Here is a 17,522-nt window from a genome sequence, read left to right as displayed (position 1 = left end):
AAAGGAGGAAATTAGAATGGCAAAAGTAGCTGTATTAAATATGACAGGCGCACAAGTTGGAGAAGTTGAATTAAACGACTCAATCTTTGCTGTAGAAATCAAAGAAAACTTAGTACACCAAGCAGTAGTAGCACACCTTGCTAATAGACGTCAAGGTACACAAAGTGCTAAAACACGTGCAGAAGTACGTGGTGGTGGTAGAAAACCATGGAAACAAAAAGGTACAGGTAGAGCAAGACAAGGTTCTATTCGTGCAGTACAATGGGTAGGTGGTGGAGTTGCATTCGCACCAAAACCAAGAAATTACTCATTCAAAATGAACGTTAAAGAAAGAAGAATCGCTCTTAAATCTGTTTTAACAAGCAGAGTTAACGAATCTAAATTCATCGTTCTTGAATCTTTAGAAGTAGCTGCTAAAACTAAAGAAATGGCTAAAGTTTTAGACGCACTTAAATTAAACAAAGCTTTAATCGTTACAGAAGGCGAAGCAAGCAAAAACGTTATGTTAGCAGCAAACAACATCCAAGGTGTTAAAACAGCAGCTGTAAACAACATCAACGTATATGACATCTTAAAATACGATACATTCGTAGTAACTAAAGATGCTCTTACAAAAATCGAGGAGGTGTACGCATAATGGCAGATTTAAAATTTTATGACGTCATTTTAAAGCCAGTTGTTACAGAGAAATCTATGAACGCTATGGCAGAAAAAAAATACACATTCCTAGTTGCTAAAACTGCTACTAAAGCTCAAATTAAAGATGCAGTAGAAAAAATGTTCGAAGGAACAAAAGTAGAAAAAGTTAACACAGTAAACTACGATGGAAAAACAAAACGTCGTGGAAGAACAGTTGGTAAAACAAACGCTTTCAAAAAAGCAATTGTTAAACTTAACCAAGAAAGCAAAGATATTGACTTTTTCCAAGGAATGTAGTTAAATAGTAAAAGATGAAACACACGGCTAAGTGTATAACAAAAGAATCGTGTTATTAATCGATTGAAAGGAGTGAATACGATGGGTATCAGAAAATATAGACCATATACCCCTTCAAGAAGACATATGACTTCTTCTACATTTGAAGAAATCACAAAAACAACTCCTGAGAAATCTTTAATCGTAACTTTAAAGAAAAATTCAGGTAGAAACAATCAAGGGAAAATCACAGTTCGTCACCGTGGCGGCGGCGCAACAATCAAATACAGAATCATCGACTTCAAACGTAATAAAGATGGTGTTCCAGCAACAGTTGTAGGTATCGAATATGATCCAAACAGATCAGCTAACATTGCTTTATTAGCATATGCAGATGGTGAAAAACGTTATATCATCGCACCACTTGGATTAAAAGTTGGTGAAAAACTTATGAGTGGAGAAACAGCAGAAATCAAAGTTGGTAACTGTCTTGAAATGAAAGATATGCCAGTTGGTGCTACAATTCACAACATTGAAATGAAACCTGGTAAAGGTGGACAACTTGTTCGTTCTGCTGGTATGTCAGCTCAATTAATGGCTAAAGAAGGCAAATACGCAACAGTTAAATTGCCATCAGGTGAAATGAGATTATTACCAATCAACTGCCGTGCTACAATCGGTCAAGTTGGTAACATTGATCACGAACTTATCAACATTGGTAAAGCTGGACGTAAACGTCACATGGGTATCCGTCCTACAGTTCGTGGTTCTGTAATGAACCCTAACGATCACCCACACGGTGGTGGTGAAGGTAGATCACCAATCGGTAGACCAAATCCATGTACACCATGGGGTAAACCAGCTCTTGGATACAAAACAAGAAAGAAAAATAAACATTCTAATAAATATATTGTACGTCCACGTAACAAATAGTAACGTGGTTGCGTGAAAGGAGGCATCATAATGGCTCGTTCCATCAAAAAAGGACCATTTGCTGACGCTCACTTACTTAAAAAAGTTGATGCTATGAATGCAGCAAATGAAAAGAAAGTAATTAAAACATGGTCACGTCGTTCAACAATCTTCCCTTCAATGGTAGGTCACACTATCGCTGTACATGATGGTAGAAAACATGTACCAGTATTTGTAACAGAAGATATGGTAGGACACAAATTAGGTGAATTTGCATTAACAAGAACATACCGTGGACATGGTAAAGATGCAGAGAAAAAATCAAGAGTTCGCTAATAAGTAATTAACGGAAGGAGGTCTTTAATCATGGCAAAAGGACATAGAAGTCAGATTAAAAAAGAGAGAAACGCTCAAAAAGACTCAAGACCAAAAGCTAGAGTAACATTCGTACGTTTATCAAGTACAAAAGCAAACATCGTGTTAGATCAAATCAAAGGTAAAGATGTTAATACAGCATTAGCTATTTTAGCATACACACCAAGATGGGGCGCACGTGTAATTGAGAAAGTATTAAAATCAGCAATCGCAAATGCTGAACACAACATGGGTATGGACGTGTCAACATTATATGTTGAAGAAGCATTCTCAACAAAAGGACCAACAATGAAGAGAATTCGTCCTCGTGCTCAAGGTCGTGCATATCAAATTCAAAAACAAACTAGCCACATTACAGTGGTATTAAATGCGAGATAAGGAGGGTACTCATGGGCCAAAAGGTAAATCCACATGGATTAAGAGTTGGTGTTATCAAAGAATGGGATGCTAAATGGTATGCTGATAAAAAAGACTTTGCTAACAACCTTGTAGAAGATGATAAAATCAGAAAATTCATCAAGAAAAAATTATATGCCGCTGGTATCGATAAAGTAGAAATCGAAAGAATGTCAAAACGCGTTAAAGTACACGTTCACACATCTAAACCAGGTATCGTAATCGGTAAAGGTGGAGCATCTATCGATGCACTTCGTAAAGAAGTAGAAAAATTAACAGCTAATAAAGTTGCAATCAACATTGTAGAAGTTAAAAGACCAGAAGCTTGTGCTCAATTAGTAGCAGAAAACATTGCACTTCAATTAGAAAACCGTGTTTCTTTCCGTCGTGCTATGAAACAAGCAATGGGTAAATCTTTCAAAGCTGGTGGAAAAGGTATTAAAGTTGCATGTTCAGGTCGTTTAGGCGGTGCTGAAATGGCTCGTACTGAATCTTATTCAGAAGGTAACATTCCACTTCAAACATTAAGAGCTGATATTGAGTATGGATTTGCTGAAGCAGATACAACATACGGTAAAATCGGTGTTAAAGTATGGATCTACAAAGGAGAAGTACTTCCAACTAAAGCTAAAAAGGAAGGGAGCGATAACTAATGTTAATGCCTAAAAGAGTAAAACGTCGTAAACAATTCCGTGGGCGTATGACAGGTAAAGCTACCCGTGGTAACAAAATCACTTATGGTGAATACGGTATTGTTGCAATGGAGCCAGCTTGGATTACATCAAGACAAATCGAAGCAGCTCGTATTGCTATGACACGTTACATTAAACGTGGTGGTAAAGTATGGATCAAAATCTTCCCAGACAAACCAGTAACAGCTAAACCAGCTGAAACACGAATGGGTTCTGGTAAAGGTTCATTAGAATATTGGGTAGCAGTTGTTAAACCAGGCAGAGTTATGTTTGAGTTAGCAGGTGTAGCAGAAGAAACAGCTAGAGAAGCTTTAAGACTTGCAGTTCACAAATTACCAATGAAATGCAAAATCGTTTCTCGTGCTGAACAAGAAATGGCAGGTGATGGTAGTGAAGAGTAGAGCATTCTTAGAAGATATAAGAACTAAATCAGCTGAAGAATTACACGTTGAATTGGTAAATGCGAAAAAAGAACTTTTTAACTTAAGATTCCAAAACGCTACCAATCAATTAGATAATACAGCAAGAATCAAAGAAGTAAGAAAGAATATCGCACGTATTCAAACTATTATTACACAAAAAGCAACTGTGTAATAGAGAGGAGGCAAGCTCGTGTCAGAAAGAAATTTACGTAAAACATTAATTGGTAATGTAGTTAGCAATAAAATGGACAAAACTATTACTGTAGCGGTAGTAAACAATGTTAAGCATCCTCTTTACGGAAAAATCGTAAAAAGAACTTACAAATTACACGCTCATGATGAAAATAATGAGTGCCAAATTGGTGATAGAGTTAAAGTTATGGAAACAAGGCCTTTATCTAAATCAAAACGTTTTAGACTTGTTGAAATAGTAGAAAGAGCGAAATAATAATAGAAATCTTGAAAGGAGGTCACTTCTCATGATACAACAAGAGAGTAGATTAAGAGTAGCTGATAACACAGGAGCTAAAGAAATTCTTTGTATCCGTGTTCTTGGTGGCTCAACAAGAAGATATGGTAACATTGGTGATGTTATCGTAGCTACAGTTAAAGACGCAACACCAGGCGGCGTTGTTAAAAAAGGTGACGTAGTTAAAGCTGTTATCGTTCGTACTAAAAAAGGTGTTAGACGTCAAGATGGTTCTTACATCAAATTCGATGAAAATGCAGCAGTAATCATTAAAGAAGATAAAAATCCAAGAGGTACACGTATCTTTGGACCAGTAGCAAGAGAGTTAAGAGAGAAAAAATATACAAAAATCTTATCACTTGCTCCAGAAGTACTATAAGGAGGTGTGAATAGTGAAAACTAAACTTAGAAAAGGCGATAGAGTAGTAATCATCGCTGGTAAAGACAAAGGTAAAGAAGGTAACATCACTTTCATCGATCGTAAAAACGGCCGCGTAGTTGTTGAAGGTTGTAACATGATTACAAAACATCAAAAAGCTAACGCTGTAAACCAAGGTGGTTTAATCGAAAAAGAAGCACCTATTCACATGTCAAATGTAATGTACGTGCACAATGGTAAACCAGCACGTTTAGGTGCAGAAATTAAAGACGGTAAAAAAGTTCGTGTTGCTATCGTAAACAAAGAACGTATCGTTATTGAATAATTAGCGGAAGGAGGACAATGACGATGAGTAGATTAAGAGAAACATACAAAAATGAAATCATGGGTGCTATGACAACTAAATTTGGTTACAAAAACCAAATGCAAGTACCAAAAATTGAAAAAATCGTAATCAACATGGGTGTTGGTGAAGCTAGAGATAACGCTAAAGTATTAGAAAATGCTGTTGGCGATATGCAAATGATTTCTGGTCAAAAACCAGTTATTACTAAAGCTAAAAACTCTGTTGCTGCATTCAAACTTCGTGAAGGAATGCCAATCGGATGTAAAGTAACACTTCGTGGTGAAAAAATGTACGAGTTCTTAGATCGTTTAGTAAACTTAGCTCTTCCACGTGTACGTGACTTCCGTGGTGTTAGCGCTACAGCTTTCGATGGTCGTGGTAACTACGCTTTAGGTATCAAAGAACAACTTATTTTCCCAGAAATTGAGTATGATAAAATTGATAAAGTTCGTGGTATGGACGTAATTATTGTAACAACAGCTCACACAGATGAAGAAGCTCGTGAACTGTTAACACAATTCGGTATGCCTTTTCAAAAATAAGGAGGGTAAATAGAATGGCAAAGAAATCTATGAAAGTTAAGCAACAAAGACCAGCTAAATTTTCAACTCAAGCTTATACAAGATGCCGTATCTGTGGACGTCCACATGCATACATTAGAAAATTCGGTATCTGCCGTATTTGTTTCAGAGAATTAGCATACAAAGGTCAAATCCCTGGCGTTAAAAAAGCTAGCTGGTAAGAGAAGGAAAGGAGGCAAATATTATGACAATGAGCGATCCTATTGCAGATATGTTAACAAGAATCAGAAACGCGAACATTGCGAAACATGATGTAGTTGAGGTTCCTGCTTCAAAAATGAAAAAAGCGATTTCTGAAATCCTTGTAAATGAGGGTTATATCAAAGGATACGAAGTAAAAGAAGATGGTGTTAAATCTACTATTCGTATGACTTTAAAATATGGTAAAGACAAAAATGAAAAAGTAATTTCAGGTATTAAAAAGATTTCTAAACCAGGTCTTCGTGTATACGCAGACACAGACAACTTACCAAAAGTTCTTGGTGGTCTTGGTACAGCGATTATCTCTACAAACAAAGGTGTAATCACTGACAAAGAAGCTAGAAGATTAGGTGTTGGTGGCGAAGTAATCGCATTTATCTGGTAATAAGCAAAATAAGTTAAGGAGGTGCCATTTATGTCACGTATTGGTAAACAACCAATCGCGGTTCCAGCAGGTGTTACAGTGACAATTAGCGCTGCTAATGAAGTTGTTGTAAAAGGTCCAAAAGGAACTCTTACTCAAACATTTGATACAGCAATGAATATTGCTTTAGAAGAAAATCAAGTTGTGGTAACAAGACCAAACGATTTAAAAAGAAATAGATCTCTTCATGGTTTAACAAGAACACTTATTGCTAACATGATCGAAGGTGTTACTAATGGTTTCACAAAAGTGTTAGAAATCAATGGTGTTGGTTACAGAGCACAAAAACAAGGTAAAAAATTAGTTCTTTCTTTAGGGTACTCTCACCCAGTTGAAATGGAAGATCCAGAAGGTCTTTCAACAGCAGTAGATGGAAACAAAATTACAGTAGCAGGTATCGATAAAGCAGCTGTAGGTCAATTCGCAGCAGAAATTAGAGATAAACGTAGACCAGAACCATACAAAGGTAAAGGTATTAAATATATTGATGAAGTTATCCGTCGTAAAGAAGGTAAAACAGGTAAAAAATAATAAGTAAAGGAGTGACATCCGGATGATCAGAAAACAATCTCGTAGCAAGATTCGTGTTAAAAAACACAACAGAATGCGTAACAAGATTCAAGGTACTGCTCAAAGACCAAGACTTGCTGTATTCAGAAGTGAAAAACACATCTATGCTCAAATTATAGATGATATGACAGGAACAACTTTAGTTGCAGCTTCAACAGTTGAAAAAGAAATCGCATCTGCTTTAGAAGCAACATCTAACGTTGCAGCAGCAGAAGCTGTTGGTACAGCAATCGCTAAAAAAGCAGCAGCTAAAGGAATTGAAAATGTAGTATTCGACCGTGGTGGTTTCTTATATCATGGTAGAGTAAAAGCATTAGCTGACGCAGCTCGTGAAGCTGGGTTACAATTCTAGTAAAGGAGGGAAATAAGAAAATGGCTAAAAGATTAAGCATTGATCCAAGCACAATGGATCTTCAAGAAAAAGTTGTTACAATCAAACGTGTAACAAAAGTAGTTAAAGGTGGTCGTACTTTCCGTTTCTCTGCTTTAGTAGTAGTTGGTGACGGAAACGGTCATGTTGGTGTAGGTTTAGGTAAAGCTATGGAAATTCCAAACGCTATCCAAAAAGCTATCGACGATGCTAAGAAAAACCTTATCTTCATTGAAAGAAACGATGTAGATAGTATTCACCACGAGTGGATGGGTGAATTCGGAAGTGCTAGAGTACTTCTTAAACCAGCTAAAGAAGGTACTGGAGTTATCGCAGGTGGTCCAGCTCGTGCTGTACTTGAACTTGCAGGTATCCGTAACATCAGAACTAAATCTTTAGGATCAAACAACAAGAAAAACGTTGTTCATGCTACAATCGAAGGTCTTGCAGGATTAAAAACACCTTCAGAAGTAGCTAGATTACGTGGAAAATCAGTAGAAGAGCTTTTAGGTTAATAGGAGGAAGAGTCAATGGCTAAGATCAAAGTAACATTAGTTAGATCTACAATCGGGGCGATTCCAAAACACAAAAAAACTGTAGAAGCGCTCGGATTAAGAAAAACAAACAGCTCAAATATTCACGAAGATAATGCAGCTATCCGTGGAATGGTTAAACAAGTTAGTCACTTAGTAAAAGTTGAAGAAATCAACGAGTAATAGATAAGATATTTAAAGAAGGAGGTGCCAAAGACATGAACTTAAGTACATTAAGACCAAACGAAGGTTCAAAAAGATCATCTTTCCGTGTAGGTAGAGGACATGGTTCAGGTAACGGTAAACAAGCTGGTAAAGGACACAAAGGGCAAAAAGCTAGAAGTGGTGGTGGAGTTAGACCTGGTTTCGAAGGTGGACAAATGCCATTATACAGAAGACTTCCTAAACGTGGATTTACAAACCGTAACAGCGTAGAAATCGTTGGTATCAACGTAGATTTATTAAACCGTTTCGAAGATGGTGCTGTTGTTACAGTTGAATCTATGATTCAAGCTGGTATCATCAAAAATCCAAGAGATGGTGTTAAAATCCTTGGTAAAGGTGAAATCACTAAAAAATTAACAGTTCAAGCTAACGCTTTCAGTGCTAGTGCGAAAGAAAAAATTGAAGCAGTGGGTGGAAAAACAGAAGAGGTGATGTAGGTGGATCTATTCAAAACTCTTAAGAATGCTTGGAGGGTGCCAGAACTACGTAAGAAAATTTTATTCACACTTTGGATGTTTCTTTTTATCAGAATTGGTGTAGCTATAACAGCTCCTGGTGTAAACCGTGATGCTATCGTAGCGAGCACCAGTACTGCATCAGATTTTATGAACATGATCACAGGTGGTGCTCATAAAGAATTAGCGATATTTGCTTTAGGAGTAGGACCATATATCACCGCTAGTATTATCATGCAGCTTCTTCAAATTGCAATTACTAAGCTAGAAGAATTAGCAAAAGAAGGGGAACAAGGTAGAAAGAAAATAAACCAATATACACGATATGTAACATTAGGTTTAGCAATACTTCAATCTTGGGCAACTACATTTATGGCTTCTAGAAGTGGCGTGTTAGTAAATAATTCAATGTCAACATTTTTACTTGTAATGCTTTCATTCATTGCAGGTTCAATGCTTGTAATGTGGATTGGTGAGCAAATTACAGCTAAAGGTGTTGGAAATGGTATATCATTATACATCTTTATCAGTATTATTTACTCATTACCTACTAATTTAAAAGGCTTGTATGAAACAAACGGTTATCTTATCCCAACGATTGTATTAATAATATTTGTACTTTTAATTGGGTTTGCAGTATTTATGGCTCAAGGTGAGAGACGTGTAGCGGTACAATATGCTAAGCGAACAGCAGGGCGTAAGGTATACGGTGGTCAATCACAACATATACCTATTAAAGTAAATTTAGCAGGTGTAATGCCTATTATCTTTGCAATGTCTATTATGAATTTTCCACAAATTGTAACAAATTTAGTTGGAGCTCAAGCGACAGGTATTTGGGCAAAAATATTATTATGGCTCAACTGGACTAGACCAGTTGGTACAGTAATTTATATTGTACTCATCTTTGCATTTGCCTTCTTCTATTCAACAATTGCCTTCAATCCTATGGAAATTGCGTCAAATATGAAAAAAGGCGGTGGCTTTATTCCTGGTATTAGACCAGGTAAACCAACTTCAGATTACTTAACAGACGTAGCGAATCGTATTACACTTTTAGGAGCTATCTTCTTAGCAGTGTTAGCATTAGCGCCATTACTTTTCCAATATGTCTTTGGAGTTCAAGTTGCGTTCTCAGGAACTTCACTTCTCATCGTAGTAGGTGTTGTACTTGAAACACTTAAACAAATAGAGTCACAAATGTTAATGAGACATTATAAAGGATTTTTATAAAATAAAACGGGGGTTGCCGCTATGAGATTAATATTATTAGGTGCACCTGGCGCAGGTAAAGGTACACAAGCAGAAATGCTAACAAAACTATATGATATTCCATGTATCTCTACAGGAAATATTTTTAGAGAACATATCTCTAATAATACTGAGCTAGGACAAAAAGCGAAAGCATACATGGATGAAGGAAAATTGGTACCAGATTCTCTTGTTATTGAGCTTGTTAAAAGTAGAATTACACAAGATGATTGTAAAAATGGGATGATCTTCGACGGTTTCCCAAGAACTATTCCTCAAGCTGAGGCATTAGATGTAATGCTTAAAGAGTTAAATATACCAATTGACTATGTTGTCAATGTAGATGTACCAGACGAAATGATCGTTGATCGTATGGCTGGTAGAACAGTTTGCCCTAGTTGCGGCGCTTCTTACCATAAAATAAATAAACCAGAAGCAGTTGCTGGTAAGTGTGATCTTTGTGGGGCAGACCTAATTCAGAGAGAAGACGATAAAGCAGAAACTGTTATGAAAAGATTAAATGTTTACCATGATCAAACAGAACCTTTAATAGCTTACTATAAAGAACAAGGCAAAGTACTTGACATCGATGGTGTAGGCGCAGTTGAAGAAGTACGTGACAGGGTAAAACAAGCATTAGGAGTGAAGTAAGAATGCCAATTCATATTAAGTCAGCTGATGAAATTAGCTTGATGAGAGAGGCAGCACAAATTCTAATAGAAGCCCATGAATTAGTAGAATCTCATCTAAGAGAGGGCATCACTACTAAAGAATTAGATCAGATTGCTGAGAAATTCATTAGAAGTAAAAATGCATATCCTTCCTTTTTAAATTATCATGGTTATCCAGGATCAGCTTGTATCTCGATTAATGATGAAGTTGTTCATGGGATTCCTGGTAAGAGAAAGCTACAGCAAGGAGACATAGTAAGTGTTGACCTTGGGGTATACTATAAGGGATATCACTCAGATGCTGCAAGGACCTATCCTGTTGGCGAAGTATCTGCCGATAAGTTAAAACTTATAGAAGTAACAGAGCAATCTTTCTTCGAAGGTTTAAAATATGCCAAACCTGGGAATCATTTAAGCCAGATATCAGAAGCCATTCAGAAGTATGCTGAAAGCTTTGGTTATGGTGTAGTACGAGACCTTGTTGGGCATGGGATAGGAAAAGAATTGCATGAAGAACCACAAGTTCCAAACTACAAAACACCTGGAAGAGGACCCAAACTCCAAAAAGGTATGGTGCTAGCAATTGAACCTATGATTAACATGGGAACATGGCAGGTAAGAGTACTAGATGATGATTGGACGTTCGTAACACGAGATGGAATGGCATCGGCTCACTATGAGAACACGGTGGTTATTACAGATGATATTCCAGAAATACTTACGTTACGTAAGTAAGAGGTGATTAAATGAATAACGAGTATTCACTAGGGCAGATTGTTTTCTCAAAGTGCGGGCGTGATCAAGGGAGACCATTCATAATTGTAAGTATTGAAGAAGAATATGTTTACTTAGTTGATGGCGCTCTGCGCAAAGTAGATAGTCCTAAATTAAAGAAGAAAAAGCATATTCAACGTACACTAACAACTGTTGAATGGATTAAACAAAAAATCATAGAAGAAAATCGCATTACAAACAGTGATGTTAGGCGAGCTCTTGAAGAGTATCTAGGGCAATCTTCTGTGTAAGAGGAGGTTTGTAACTTGGCTAAAAGTGATGTTATTGAAGTAGAGGGAACAGTGATAGAAAAGTTACCAAATGCAATGTTTAAAGTTGAGATTGAAGGTGGACATATTGTTCTTGGTCATATCTCAGGTAAACTTCGTATGAACTTCATCCGCGTATTACCGGGTGATAAGGTAACAATTGAACTTTCTCCATATGATTTAACCAAGGGACGCATTATCTGGCGTTCTAAATAAATGGTATAAAAGAAAGGAGAACAGAAAATGAAAGTACGCCCATCAGTAAAAAAGATTTGCGAAAAATGTAAAGTAATTAAAAGAAAAGGTCGTGTTTGCGTTATCTGTGAAAATCCAAAACACAAACAAAAACAAGGCTAATAATCCCAGTCATATACAGTAAACAATCATTGCTTTATGATGGTTTATGGTATATAATGTTGTGTGGTGATTTAAGCTAGAAGCGGCTGCGGCATAGAGTCATTTATGCTGTTATATATATATTTAATTTTAAAACCTATAGGAGGTGCGAAACACGTATGGCACGTATTGCAGGTGTAGACTTACCAAGAAATAAACGTGTTGAAATCGGTCTTACTTATATCTATGGTATTGGCCGTCCAACTTCTCGTCAAATTTTAACAGAAGCTGGTATTGATTTCGATACACGCGTTGTGGACTTAACTGAAGAACAAGTAGCTAAAATTCGTGAACTTATTGACAAAACAACTTTAGTAGAAGGTGATCTTCGTAGAGAAATCGCTTTAAACATTAAGAGATTAATGGAAATCGGTTGTTATAGAGGAATCCGTCATAGACGTGGTCTTCCAGTAAGAGGACAAAAAACTAAAACAAATGCTCGTACACGTAAAGGTCCTAAAAAGACTGTAGCTAACAAGAAAAAATAGTAAATAAAGGAGGTTAAGACACAATGGCAGTTGCAAAAAAAGGCGGAAAAAAAGTTGTTACACGTAAACGCCGTGACAGAAAAAACGTTGAACGTGGTGTTGCTCACATCCAATCAACTTTCAATAATACAATGGTAACATTAACAGATACAAACGGAAATGCTCTTTCATGGGCAAGTGCAGGTGGACTTGGATTCAGAGGTTCAAGAAAATCTACACCATACGCAGCTCAAATGGCAGCAGAAACTGCAGCTAAAGCAGCTATGGAACACGGTTTAAAAGCAGTAGAAGTTATGGTAAAAGGACCAGGATCTGGTAGAGAAGCAGCTATTCGTGCGCTTCAAGCAGCTGGACTTGAAGTAACATTAATTAAAGACGTTACTCCAGTTCCACACAACGGATGCCGTCCACCAAAACGTAGAAGAGTCTAATAGGAGGGTAAAAATGGCTAGATATATTGGTTCTAAATGTAAACAATGTCGTCGTGAAGGAAAAAAATTATTCCTTAAAGGTGAAAGATGCTATTCTGCTGCATGTTCAGTAGAAAAAAGACCATATGCTCCAGGGCAACACGGTCAAAACAAAACAAAACTTTCTGGCTACGGCACACAATTAAGAGAAAAACAAAAAGCAAAAAGAATCTATGGTGTTCTTGAAGGTAAATTCAGAACATACTTCGAGGAAGCAGATCGTAAACAAGGAATCACAGGTGAAAACTTACTTCGTCTCCTTGAACTTCGTTTAGATAACGTAGTATTCCGTCTTGGTCTTGGTCGTTCAAGAACAGAGGCAAGACAAGTTGTAAGACACAATCTTATTACAGTAAACGGTAAAAGAGTTAACATCCCATCTTATCAAGTTAAAGTTGGCGATGTAATTGAAGTTAAAGAAGATGCTAAATCATTCAACCGCTTCAAACTTACTGCAGAAGTAACAGGATCTCGTATTGTTCCAGAATGGTTAGAAGGGGATATCGAAAACCTTAGAGGTACAGTTAAAGCTCTTCCAACTAGAGAACAAATCGATACAGATGTAGAAGAAACACTTATCGTTGAGCTTTACTCTAAGTAATAGTTCGTCACCCTCAATATTTTATTTTAAAACCAAAGGAGGGTTTATCCGGTGTTGGAATTTGAAAAACCACAAATTGAGATTAAAGAATTATCTGCCGATGGTAAATATGGGTGCTTTGTAGTTGAACCTTTAGAAAGAGGATATGGGATTACACTTGGCAATAGCTTACGTCGTATCCTTTCATCTTCTCTTCCTGGTTCTGCTATCAGTAGCATCAAAATTGATGGAGTTCTTCATGAGTTTAGCTCAATTCCAGGCGTTAAAGAAGACGTTATTGAAATTATGCTTAATTTAAAAGGCCTTGCAATCAAAGATTCAAGCCAAAATATGGAGAAAAAAGTAATCTATATCGAAAAAACTGGTGAAGGTGCAGTTACTGGAGCTGACATTAAATGTGGTCCAGAAATTGAAATCCTTAATCCAGAACATCATATTGCTACATTAAGCGGTGGAGCTAATTCAAGCCTTTGCATTGAAATGACAGTAACAACTGGTCGTGGATATGAAGGTGTTGACAAACTTAAGAAAACAGACCTTCCAATTGGAGTTATCCCTGTTGATGCTAACTATACACCAGTAGAACGTGTTAACTTCATCGTTGAAGATACACGTGTTGGTCAACAAACAGATTATGATAAACTTACATTAGAGGTTTGGACAAATGGAACACTTAAACCAGATGAAGCTGTATCTTTAGCTGCAAAAGTTTTAAGTGAACATTTAAACTTATTCATTGATTTATCTGAAAATGCACGTACTACAGAAATCATGGTAACAAAAGAAGATGATTCTAAAGAAAAAACTTTAGAAATGACAATAGAAGAGTTAGACCTCTCTGTTAGATCATTCAACTGCTTAAAACGTGCGGGAATTAATACAGTTGAAGACTTAACTAATAAAACTGAAGAGGAAATGATGAAAGTTCGTAACCTTGGACGTAAATCATTAGAAGAGGTATTCCAAAAACTCGAAGAGCTTGGTTTTGCACTTAAACCAAGTGAAGATTAAGAACAACAACTAAGGAGGTTAGGGCATGGCTGGACAAAGAAAGCTCGGACGTGACGCTGCAGGTCGTAAAGCGTTACTTCGTAACCAAGTTACAAATCTCTTATACCACGGTAAGATTAAAACAACTACACCTAAAGCTAAAGAGATTCGTAAAATCGCAGAAGGCTTAATTGCTATGGCAGTTCGCGAACAAAACAATTTTGAAGAAGTTACAATTAAAACTAGACAACCTAAAGTAGACGCTAACGGTAAACGCATTAAAGAAGTTGTAGATGGTAAAAAAGTAACTGTATATGATGAAGTAGAAAAAACTATCAAAAAAGATAGTGCTACTCGTTTACATGCAAGAAGACAAATGTTAAAGGTATTATATCCTGTAACAGAAGTTCAAGCAGGCAAAAGAAGACAAGCTAAAAAAGTTGACATGTGTGACAAATTATTTAGCGAAATCGCACCAAAATACACAGACCGTAATGGTGGTTACACAAGAATCATCAAAATCGGACCACGTAAAGGTGACGGTGCAGAAGAAGTTATTATCGAATTAGTATAATATCTAGGGATTAAGGATTTGTTCTTAATCCCTTTTCTTAATATATAAATTAATTTATGTATAAATTTAAGTATTTTATAATTATATAAAGTAATATAAACTCTAGTTTAGAGTTAGGATAAATCTATAAAATGTTTAGATATATATATAAACTAAAGAGGTGAAACCTGTGGAAAAGAAAGATAGTCTTAAAAACAATAATTTAATAGAAGCTAAAAATATTGTATTTGAGTATTATAATTATGATGAAAACGGAGAAAAAAAAGATACTATAAAAGCACTTAATCATATTAATTTATCTATTGAAGAAGGTGAGTTTGTAGTTATATTAGGACATAATGGTTCGGGTAAATCGACTTTTGCAAAACATTTAAATGCAATTTTAACACCTAAGGAAGGAACCCTTTTTGTAAGAGGCATTGATGCAACAAAAGAAGAGAATGTATGGGATGTGCGTAAAGAAATTGGAATGGTATTTCAAAATCCAGATAACCAAATAGTTGCTACTATTATTGAAGAGGATGTTGCTTTTGGACCTGAGAATTTAGGAGTAGAACCAGCGGAGATTAGAAAACGCGTGGATGAAGCTCTAGAAACAGTAGGGATGTCTGAGTATAAGAGATTATCTCCAAATCAATTATCAGGTGGACAAAAACAAAGAATAGCTATCGCAGGTGTTATTGCGATGAAACCTAAATGTATTGTATTTGATGAATCAACTGCTATGCTTGATCCTATTGGACGTAGACAAGTAATGGAAACTATGCAAAAACTCAACAAAGAGTATGGTATTACAATTATTCATATTACACATTATATGCAAGAAGCAATACTTGCTGATCGTATTGTAGTCATTGAGAAAGGTGAGGTATTATTGCAAGGAACACCTAAAGAGGTATTTAAAGAAGTGGAGCTTCTTAAAAGAATTGGTTTAGATGTACCAGATACAACTTATCTGATGTATTTATTAAATCAAGAAGGATTTAACTTTGAGTCTGATTTATTAACTGTAGAAGAGGTGGCAGAGGCAATATGGCAATCAAGATAGAACATTTAACACACATATATAATGAAGGAATGCCGTTTGAAAAAAAGGCATTAGATGATATTAATATTGACGTTGCAAAAGGTGAATTCATTGGAATTATAGGGCATACAGGTTCAGGGAAAAGTACATTAATTCAAATGTTTAATGGTCTTTTAAAACCTACAAGTGGGAATGTTATTATTAATGGAAGAGATATTCATGGTAATGGTGTAAATAAAAAGGAAGTACGTCAACAAGTAGGATTAGTATTTCAATATCCAGAATATCAGCTTTTCGAAATGACAGTTTATGAAGATGTTGCTTTTGGCCCTAAAAATTTAGGATTATCTGAAGAAGAAATTAAAGCACGTGTAGAATATGGCTGTAAAGCAGTAGGATTGGATGAAAGCTATTATGCAAAATCACCATTTGAACTTTCAGGTGGGCAAAAACGCCGTGTAGCTATTGCAGGTGTTTTAGCAATGAATCCTAATATTCTTATTTTAGATGAACCAACGGCTGGACTTGATCCTAAAGGACGTAATGAGTTATTTGTCCAGCTTAAGAAGATGCATGAAGAACTTGGGCTTACAATTGTTCTTATTTCACATAGTATGGAAGATGTAGCAAGATACGTAGATCGTTTACTTGTATTATATAAAGGTAAGAAGGCATATGAAGGGACACCGAGAGAGGTATTTGCTCATGGTATAGAACTTGAGAAAATAGGCTTGCTATGCCACAGATTAGATATATTATGAATGAACTTAAAGCAAAAGGTATGGATATTGATACGGATGTATTAACAGTAGAAGAAGCAGCAGCTCAAATTACAGCATATTTAAGAAGTGGAGGTAAGGAATAGTGATTAGAAATATTACAATTGGACAATATTACCCAACTTCTTCAAGTGTACATGAGCTAGATCCTAGAACAAAGATTTTAATTACATTTATATATATATTTGGTCTATTCTTTGTTAACTCATTTATCGGCTATACCTTTGTAGCACTTTCTTTCTTTGGTGCAGTAAAGTTAAGCAAAGTACCACTTAAGTTTATCTTAAGAGGTCTTAAGAGTATTATGTTTATTTTATTATTTACAGTAGCATTAAATATGTTCTTTACACGTACAGGAAATACTTTATTTGCAATTGGATTTATTTCAATAACAGATGAAGGGCTTATGATTGCAGCAAAAATGGGAATTAGATTAATCCTCCTTATTGTGGGGTCATCATTATTAACACTTACAACATCACCAATTGAATTGACTGATGGGATTGAAAGTTTATTAAACCCATTTACCAAAATAGGTGTACCAGCACATGAAATTGCCATGATGATGAGTATTTCACTTCGTTTCATTCCTATCTTATTAGAGGAAACTGATAAGATTATGAAAGCACAAATGGCAAGAGGGGCTGACTTTGAATCAGGGAACATTATTCAAAGAGCAAAAGCTATGATTCCAATTATGGTACCACTCTTTATCTCAGCATTTAGAAGAGCAGAAGAGTTAGCTATGGCTATGGAAGCTAGATGCTATAGGGGTGGAAATGGAAGAACAAGAATGAATAAACTTTGTTATAAGAAAAAAGATGGTTATGCTTTTGTAATAGCAACAGTGTTCATAATAGTTTGTATACTCTTATAAGAAGAAACTATATATAATAATAGATATAGATATGATATAGGTTTTAAGAAATGGGGAAATAAGGGATATATGTAGAAATAAACTATATAT

The 17,522-nt window shown here is 35.9% G+C and carries 32 protein-coding genes and 1 pseudogene; all 33 read left to right on the top strand.

Annotation, left to right across the window (positions count from 1 at the left end; translation table 11 throughout):
* Positions 1 to 16: 16 nt before the first annotated feature.
* The 33 genes and pseudogenes from rplD (at position 17) to JCM14822_RS02850 (ending at position 17,432) form a co-directional block, all read left to right on the top strand.
* Positions 17 to 637: a 50S ribosomal protein L4 gene (rplD, locus tag JCM14822_RS03010; RefSeq protein ID WP_054739524.1), complete on the top strand. Its 621-nt coding sequence runs from the start codon at positions 17 to 19 to the stop codon at positions 635 to 637.
* Positions 637 to 936, top strand: coding sequence for a 50S ribosomal protein L23 (gene rplW, locus JCM14822_RS03005; RefSeq protein WP_054739522.1), 300 nt, complete (start codon positions 637 to 639; stop codon positions 934 to 936). The genes rplD and rplW overlap by 1 nt, the downstream gene beginning before the upstream one ends.
* Before the next feature lie 81 nt (positions 937 to 1,017).
* A complete protein-coding gene (gene rplB / locus JCM14822_RS03000) occupies positions 1,018 to 1,848 on the top strand; it encodes a 50S ribosomal protein L2 (RefSeq protein ID WP_054739521.1) in 831 nt (276 codons plus the stop codon).
* Positions 1,849 to 1,878: 30 nt separating this feature from the next.
* On the top strand, positions 1,879 to 2,163 hold the full coding sequence (rpsS, locus tag JCM14822_RS02995; RefSeq protein WP_054739519.1) for a 30S ribosomal protein S19: 285 nt from the start codon (positions 1,879 to 1,881) through the stop codon (positions 2,161 to 2,163).
* 30 nt (positions 2,164 to 2,193) lie between these two features.
* The gene (gene rplV, locus JCM14822_RS02990; RefSeq protein WP_054739517.1) at positions 2,194 to 2,580 is read left to right on the top strand and encodes a 50S ribosomal protein L22; all 387 of its coding nucleotides are present in this window, start codon (positions 2,194 to 2,196) and stop codon (positions 2,578 to 2,580) included.
* A gap of 11 nt (positions 2,581 to 2,591) precedes the next feature.
* Complete coding sequence (rpsC, locus tag JCM14822_RS02985) at positions 2,592 to 3,251, top strand: 30S ribosomal protein S3 (RefSeq protein WP_054739515.1); 660 nt, start codon at positions 2,592 to 2,594, stop codon at positions 3,249 to 3,251.
* Positions 3,251 to 3,691, top strand: coding sequence for a 50S ribosomal protein L16 (rplP, locus tag JCM14822_RS02980; protein ID WP_054739513.1), 441 nt, complete (start codon positions 3,251 to 3,253; stop codon positions 3,689 to 3,691). The genes rpsC and rplP overlap by 1 nt, the downstream gene beginning before the upstream one ends.
* The gene (gene rpmC, locus JCM14822_RS02975) at positions 3,681 to 3,884 is read left to right on the top strand and encodes a 50S ribosomal protein L29 (RefSeq protein ID WP_054739511.1); all 204 of its coding nucleotides are present in this window, start codon (positions 3,681 to 3,683) and stop codon (positions 3,882 to 3,884) included. The genes rplP and rpmC overlap by 11 nt, the downstream gene beginning before the upstream one ends.
* A gap of 18 nt (positions 3,885 to 3,902) precedes the next feature.
* Positions 3,903 to 4,160: a 30S ribosomal protein S17 gene (gene rpsQ / locus JCM14822_RS02970; protein ID WP_054739508.1), complete on the top strand. Its 258-nt coding sequence runs from the start codon at positions 3,903 to 3,905 to the stop codon at positions 4,158 to 4,160.
* 31 nt (positions 4,161 to 4,191) lie between these two features.
* Positions 4,192 to 4,560 (top strand): 50S ribosomal protein L14, encoded by a 369-nt coding sequence (gene rplN / locus JCM14822_RS02965; RefSeq protein ID WP_054739507.1) that lies wholly within the window; start codon positions 4,192 to 4,194, stop codon positions 4,558 to 4,560.
* 13 nt (positions 4,561 to 4,573) lie between these two features.
* A complete protein-coding gene (rplX, locus tag JCM14822_RS02960) occupies positions 4,574 to 4,885 on the top strand; it encodes a 50S ribosomal protein L24 (RefSeq protein WP_054739505.1) in 312 nt (103 codons plus the stop codon).
* Positions 4,886 to 4,908: 23 nt separating this feature from the next.
* Entirely contained in the window at positions 4,909 to 5,448 is a 540-nt protein-coding gene (rplE, locus tag JCM14822_RS02955) for a 50S ribosomal protein L5 (RefSeq protein ID WP_054739503.1), read from the top strand.
* Positions 5,449 to 5,462: 14 nt separating this feature from the next.
* A complete protein-coding gene (locus JCM14822_RS02950) occupies positions 5,463 to 5,648 on the top strand; it encodes a type Z 30S ribosomal protein S14 (RefSeq protein WP_054739502.1) in 186 nt (61 codons plus the stop codon).
* Between the two features lie 23 nt (positions 5,649 to 5,671).
* On the top strand, positions 5,672 to 6,073 hold the full coding sequence (gene rpsH, locus JCM14822_RS02945) for a 30S ribosomal protein S8 (protein ID WP_054739500.1): 402 nt from the start codon (positions 5,672 to 5,674) through the stop codon (positions 6,071 to 6,073).
* A 30-nt stretch (positions 6,074 to 6,103) separates the two neighbouring features.
* Complete coding sequence (gene rplF / locus JCM14822_RS02940) at positions 6,104 to 6,643, top strand: 50S ribosomal protein L6 (protein WP_054739498.1); 540 nt, start codon at positions 6,104 to 6,106, stop codon at positions 6,641 to 6,643.
* A gap of 22 nt (positions 6,644 to 6,665) precedes the next feature.
* Positions 6,666 to 7,034 carry a 50S ribosomal protein L18 gene (rplR, locus tag JCM14822_RS02935; protein WP_054739496.1) on the top strand — a complete coding sequence of 123 codons (369 nt, stop codon included), beginning with the start codon at positions 6,666 to 6,668 and terminating at the stop codon, positions 7,032 to 7,034.
* A gap of 20 nt (positions 7,035 to 7,054) precedes the next feature.
* A complete protein-coding gene (gene rpsE / locus JCM14822_RS02930; RefSeq protein ID WP_054739494.1) occupies positions 7,055 to 7,567 on the top strand; it encodes a 30S ribosomal protein S5 in 513 nt (170 codons plus the stop codon).
* A 15-nt stretch (positions 7,568 to 7,582) separates the two neighbouring features.
* The gene (gene rpmD / locus JCM14822_RS02925) at positions 7,583 to 7,768 is read left to right on the top strand and encodes a 50S ribosomal protein L30 (protein WP_054739492.1); all 186 of its coding nucleotides are present in this window, start codon (positions 7,583 to 7,585) and stop codon (positions 7,766 to 7,768) included.
* A gap of 35 nt (positions 7,769 to 7,803) precedes the next feature.
* Positions 7,804 to 8,247 carry a 50S ribosomal protein L15 gene (gene rplO / locus JCM14822_RS02920; protein WP_054739490.1) on the top strand — a complete coding sequence of 148 codons (444 nt, stop codon included), beginning with the start codon at positions 7,804 to 7,806 and terminating at the stop codon, positions 8,245 to 8,247.
* Positions 8,248 to 9,498 (top strand): preprotein translocase subunit SecY, encoded by a 1,251-nt coding sequence (secY, locus tag JCM14822_RS02915; RefSeq protein ID WP_054739488.1) that lies wholly within the window; start codon positions 8,248 to 8,250, stop codon positions 9,496 to 9,498. It abuts the gene before it with no gap.
* 21 nt (positions 9,499 to 9,519) lie between these two features.
* Entirely contained in the window at positions 9,520 to 10,167 is a 648-nt protein-coding gene (locus tag JCM14822_RS02910) for an adenylate kinase (protein WP_054739486.1), read from the top strand.
* A 2-nt stretch (positions 10,168 to 10,169) separates the two neighbouring features.
* Positions 10,170 to 10,922 (top strand): type I methionyl aminopeptidase, encoded by a 753-nt coding sequence (map, locus tag JCM14822_RS02905; RefSeq protein WP_054739483.1) that lies wholly within the window; start codon positions 10,170 to 10,172, stop codon positions 10,920 to 10,922.
* 11 nt (positions 10,923 to 10,933) lie between these two features.
* Positions 10,934 to 11,212, top strand: coding sequence for a KOW domain-containing RNA-binding protein (locus tag JCM14822_RS02900; protein WP_054739482.1), 279 nt, complete (start codon positions 10,934 to 10,936; stop codon positions 11,210 to 11,212).
* A gap of 15 nt (positions 11,213 to 11,227) precedes the next feature.
* Entirely contained in the window at positions 11,228 to 11,446 is a 219-nt protein-coding gene (gene infA, locus JCM14822_RS02895; protein WP_054739480.1) for a translation initiation factor IF-1, read from the top strand.
* Between the two features lie 27 nt (positions 11,447 to 11,473).
* Positions 11,474 to 11,587: a 50S ribosomal protein L36 gene (gene rpmJ, locus JCM14822_RS02890; RefSeq protein WP_010167328.1), complete on the top strand. Its 114-nt coding sequence runs from the start codon at positions 11,474 to 11,476 to the stop codon at positions 11,585 to 11,587.
* Between the two features lie 158 nt (positions 11,588 to 11,745).
* The gene (rpsM, locus tag JCM14822_RS02885) at positions 11,746 to 12,114 is read left to right on the top strand and encodes a 30S ribosomal protein S13 (protein ID WP_054739479.1); all 369 of its coding nucleotides are present in this window, start codon (positions 11,746 to 11,748) and stop codon (positions 12,112 to 12,114) included.
* 23 nt (positions 12,115 to 12,137) lie between these two features.
* A complete protein-coding gene (rpsK, locus tag JCM14822_RS02880) occupies positions 12,138 to 12,545 on the top strand; it encodes a 30S ribosomal protein S11 (protein WP_054739476.1) in 408 nt (135 codons plus the stop codon).
* Between the two features lie 13 nt (positions 12,546 to 12,558).
* Positions 12,559 to 13,185, top strand: a complete 627-nt coding sequence (gene rpsD / locus JCM14822_RS02875) for a 30S ribosomal protein S4 (RefSeq protein WP_054739475.1) — start codon at positions 12,559 to 12,561, stop codon at positions 13,183 to 13,185.
* 51 nt (positions 13,186 to 13,236) lie between these two features.
* A complete protein-coding gene (locus JCM14822_RS02870; RefSeq protein WP_054739472.1) occupies positions 13,237 to 14,196 on the top strand; it encodes a DNA-directed RNA polymerase subunit alpha in 960 nt (319 codons plus the stop codon).
* Positions 14,197 to 14,221: 25 nt separating this feature from the next.
* Positions 14,222 to 14,749, top strand: a complete 528-nt coding sequence (locus tag JCM14822_RS02865) for a bL17 family ribosomal protein (RefSeq protein ID WP_054739470.1) — start codon at positions 14,222 to 14,224, stop codon at positions 14,747 to 14,749.
* A 169-nt stretch (positions 14,750 to 14,918) separates the two neighbouring features.
* Positions 14,919 to 15,797 carry an energy-coupling factor transporter ATPase gene (locus tag JCM14822_RS02860; protein ID WP_054739469.1) on the top strand — a complete coding sequence of 293 codons (879 nt, stop codon included), beginning with the start codon at positions 14,919 to 14,921 and terminating at the stop codon, positions 15,795 to 15,797.
* A pseudogene (locus JCM14822_RS02855) lies at positions 15,782 to 16,641 on the top strand (energy-coupling factor transporter ATPase). The gene JCM14822_RS02860 and the pseudogene JCM14822_RS02855 overlap by 16 nt, the downstream one beginning before the upstream one ends.
* Positions 16,641 to 17,432, top strand: a complete 792-nt coding sequence (locus JCM14822_RS02850) for an energy-coupling factor transporter transmembrane component T family protein (RefSeq protein WP_054739467.1) — start codon at positions 16,641 to 16,643, stop codon at positions 17,430 to 17,432. The pseudogene JCM14822_RS02855 and the gene JCM14822_RS02850 overlap by 1 nt, the downstream one beginning before the upstream one ends.
* The last annotated feature ends 90 nt before the right edge of the window (positions 17,433 to 17,522 follow it).

This window comes from Cellulosilyticum ruminicola JCM 14822 (genome assembly GCF_001311925.1).
Lineage (GTDB): Bacteria > Bacillota > Clostridia > Lachnospirales > Cellulosilyticaceae > Cellulosilyticum > Cellulosilyticum ruminicola.
The sequence above is the reverse complement of the archived record's forward strand: the minus strand, read 5'-3'. Positions and strand labels throughout refer to the sequence as shown.

Bases quoted from the DNA above. Each gene is read 5' to 3' on its own strand.
- rplD (WP_054739524.1), top strand. From the start codon at position 17: ATGGCAAAAGTAGCTGTATTAAATATGACAGGCGCACAAGTTGGAGAA.
- rplW (WP_054739522.1), top strand. From the start codon at position 637: ATGGCAGATTTAAAATTTTATGACGTCATTTTAAAGCCAGTTGTTACA.
- rplB (WP_054739521.1), top strand. From the start codon at position 1,018: ATGGGTATCAGAAAATATAGACCATATACCCCTTCAAGAAGACATATG.
- rpsS (WP_054739519.1), top strand. From the start codon at position 1,879: ATGGCTCGTTCCATCAAAAAAGGACCATTTGCTGACGCTCACTTACTT.
- rplV (WP_054739517.1), top strand. From the start codon at position 2,194: ATGGCAAAAGGACATAGAAGTCAGATTAAAAAAGAGAGAAACGCTCAA.
- rpsC (WP_054739515.1), top strand. From the start codon at position 2,592: ATGGGCCAAAAGGTAAATCCACATGGATTAAGAGTTGGTGTTATCAAA.
- rplP (WP_054739513.1), top strand. From the start codon at position 3,251: ATGTTAATGCCTAAAAGAGTAAAACGTCGTAAACAATTCCGTGGGCGT.
- rplN (WP_054739507.1), top strand. From the start codon at position 4,192: ATGATACAACAAGAGAGTAGATTAAGAGTAGCTGATAACACAGGAGCT.
- rplE (WP_054739503.1), top strand. From the start codon at position 4,909: ATGAGTAGATTAAGAGAAACATACAAAAATGAAATCATGGGTGCTATG.
- JCM14822_RS02950 (WP_054739502.1), top strand. From the start codon at position 5,463: ATGGCAAAGAAATCTATGAAAGTTAAGCAACAAAGACCAGCTAAATTT.
- rpsH (WP_054739500.1), top strand. From the start codon at position 5,672: ATGACAATGAGCGATCCTATTGCAGATATGTTAACAAGAATCAGAAAC.
- rplF (WP_054739498.1), top strand. From the start codon at position 6,104: ATGTCACGTATTGGTAAACAACCAATCGCGGTTCCAGCAGGTGTTACA.
- rplR (WP_054739496.1), top strand. From the start codon at position 6,666: ATGATCAGAAAACAATCTCGTAGCAAGATTCGTGTTAAAAAACACAAC.
- rpsE (WP_054739494.1), top strand. From the start codon at position 7,055: ATGGCTAAAAGATTAAGCATTGATCCAAGCACAATGGATCTTCAAGAA.
- rpmD (WP_054739492.1), top strand. From the start codon at position 7,583: ATGGCTAAGATCAAAGTAACATTAGTTAGATCTACAATCGGGGCGATT.
- rplO (WP_054739490.1), top strand. From the start codon at position 7,804: ATGAACTTAAGTACATTAAGACCAAACGAAGGTTCAAAAAGATCATCT.
- JCM14822_RS02910 (WP_054739486.1), top strand. From the start codon at position 9,520: ATGAGATTAATATTATTAGGTGCACCTGGCGCAGGTAAAGGTACACAA.
- map (WP_054739483.1), top strand. From the start codon at position 10,170: ATGCCAATTCATATTAAGTCAGCTGATGAAATTAGCTTGATGAGAGAG.
- JCM14822_RS02900 (WP_054739482.1), top strand. From the start codon at position 10,934: ATGAATAACGAGTATTCACTAGGGCAGATTGTTTTCTCAAAGTGCGGG.
- rpmJ (WP_010167328.1), top strand. From the start codon at position 11,474: ATGAAAGTACGCCCATCAGTAAAAAAGATTTGCGAAAAATGTAAAGTA.
- rpsM (WP_054739479.1), top strand. From the start codon at position 11,746: ATGGCACGTATTGCAGGTGTAGACTTACCAAGAAATAAACGTGTTGAA.
- rpsK (WP_054739476.1), top strand. From the start codon at position 12,138: ATGGCAGTTGCAAAAAAAGGCGGAAAAAAAGTTGTTACACGTAAACGC.
- rpsD (WP_054739475.1), top strand. From the start codon at position 12,559: ATGGCTAGATATATTGGTTCTAAATGTAAACAATGTCGTCGTGAAGGA.
- JCM14822_RS02865 (WP_054739470.1), top strand. From the start codon at position 14,222: ATGGCTGGACAAAGAAAGCTCGGACGTGACGCTGCAGGTCGTAAAGCG.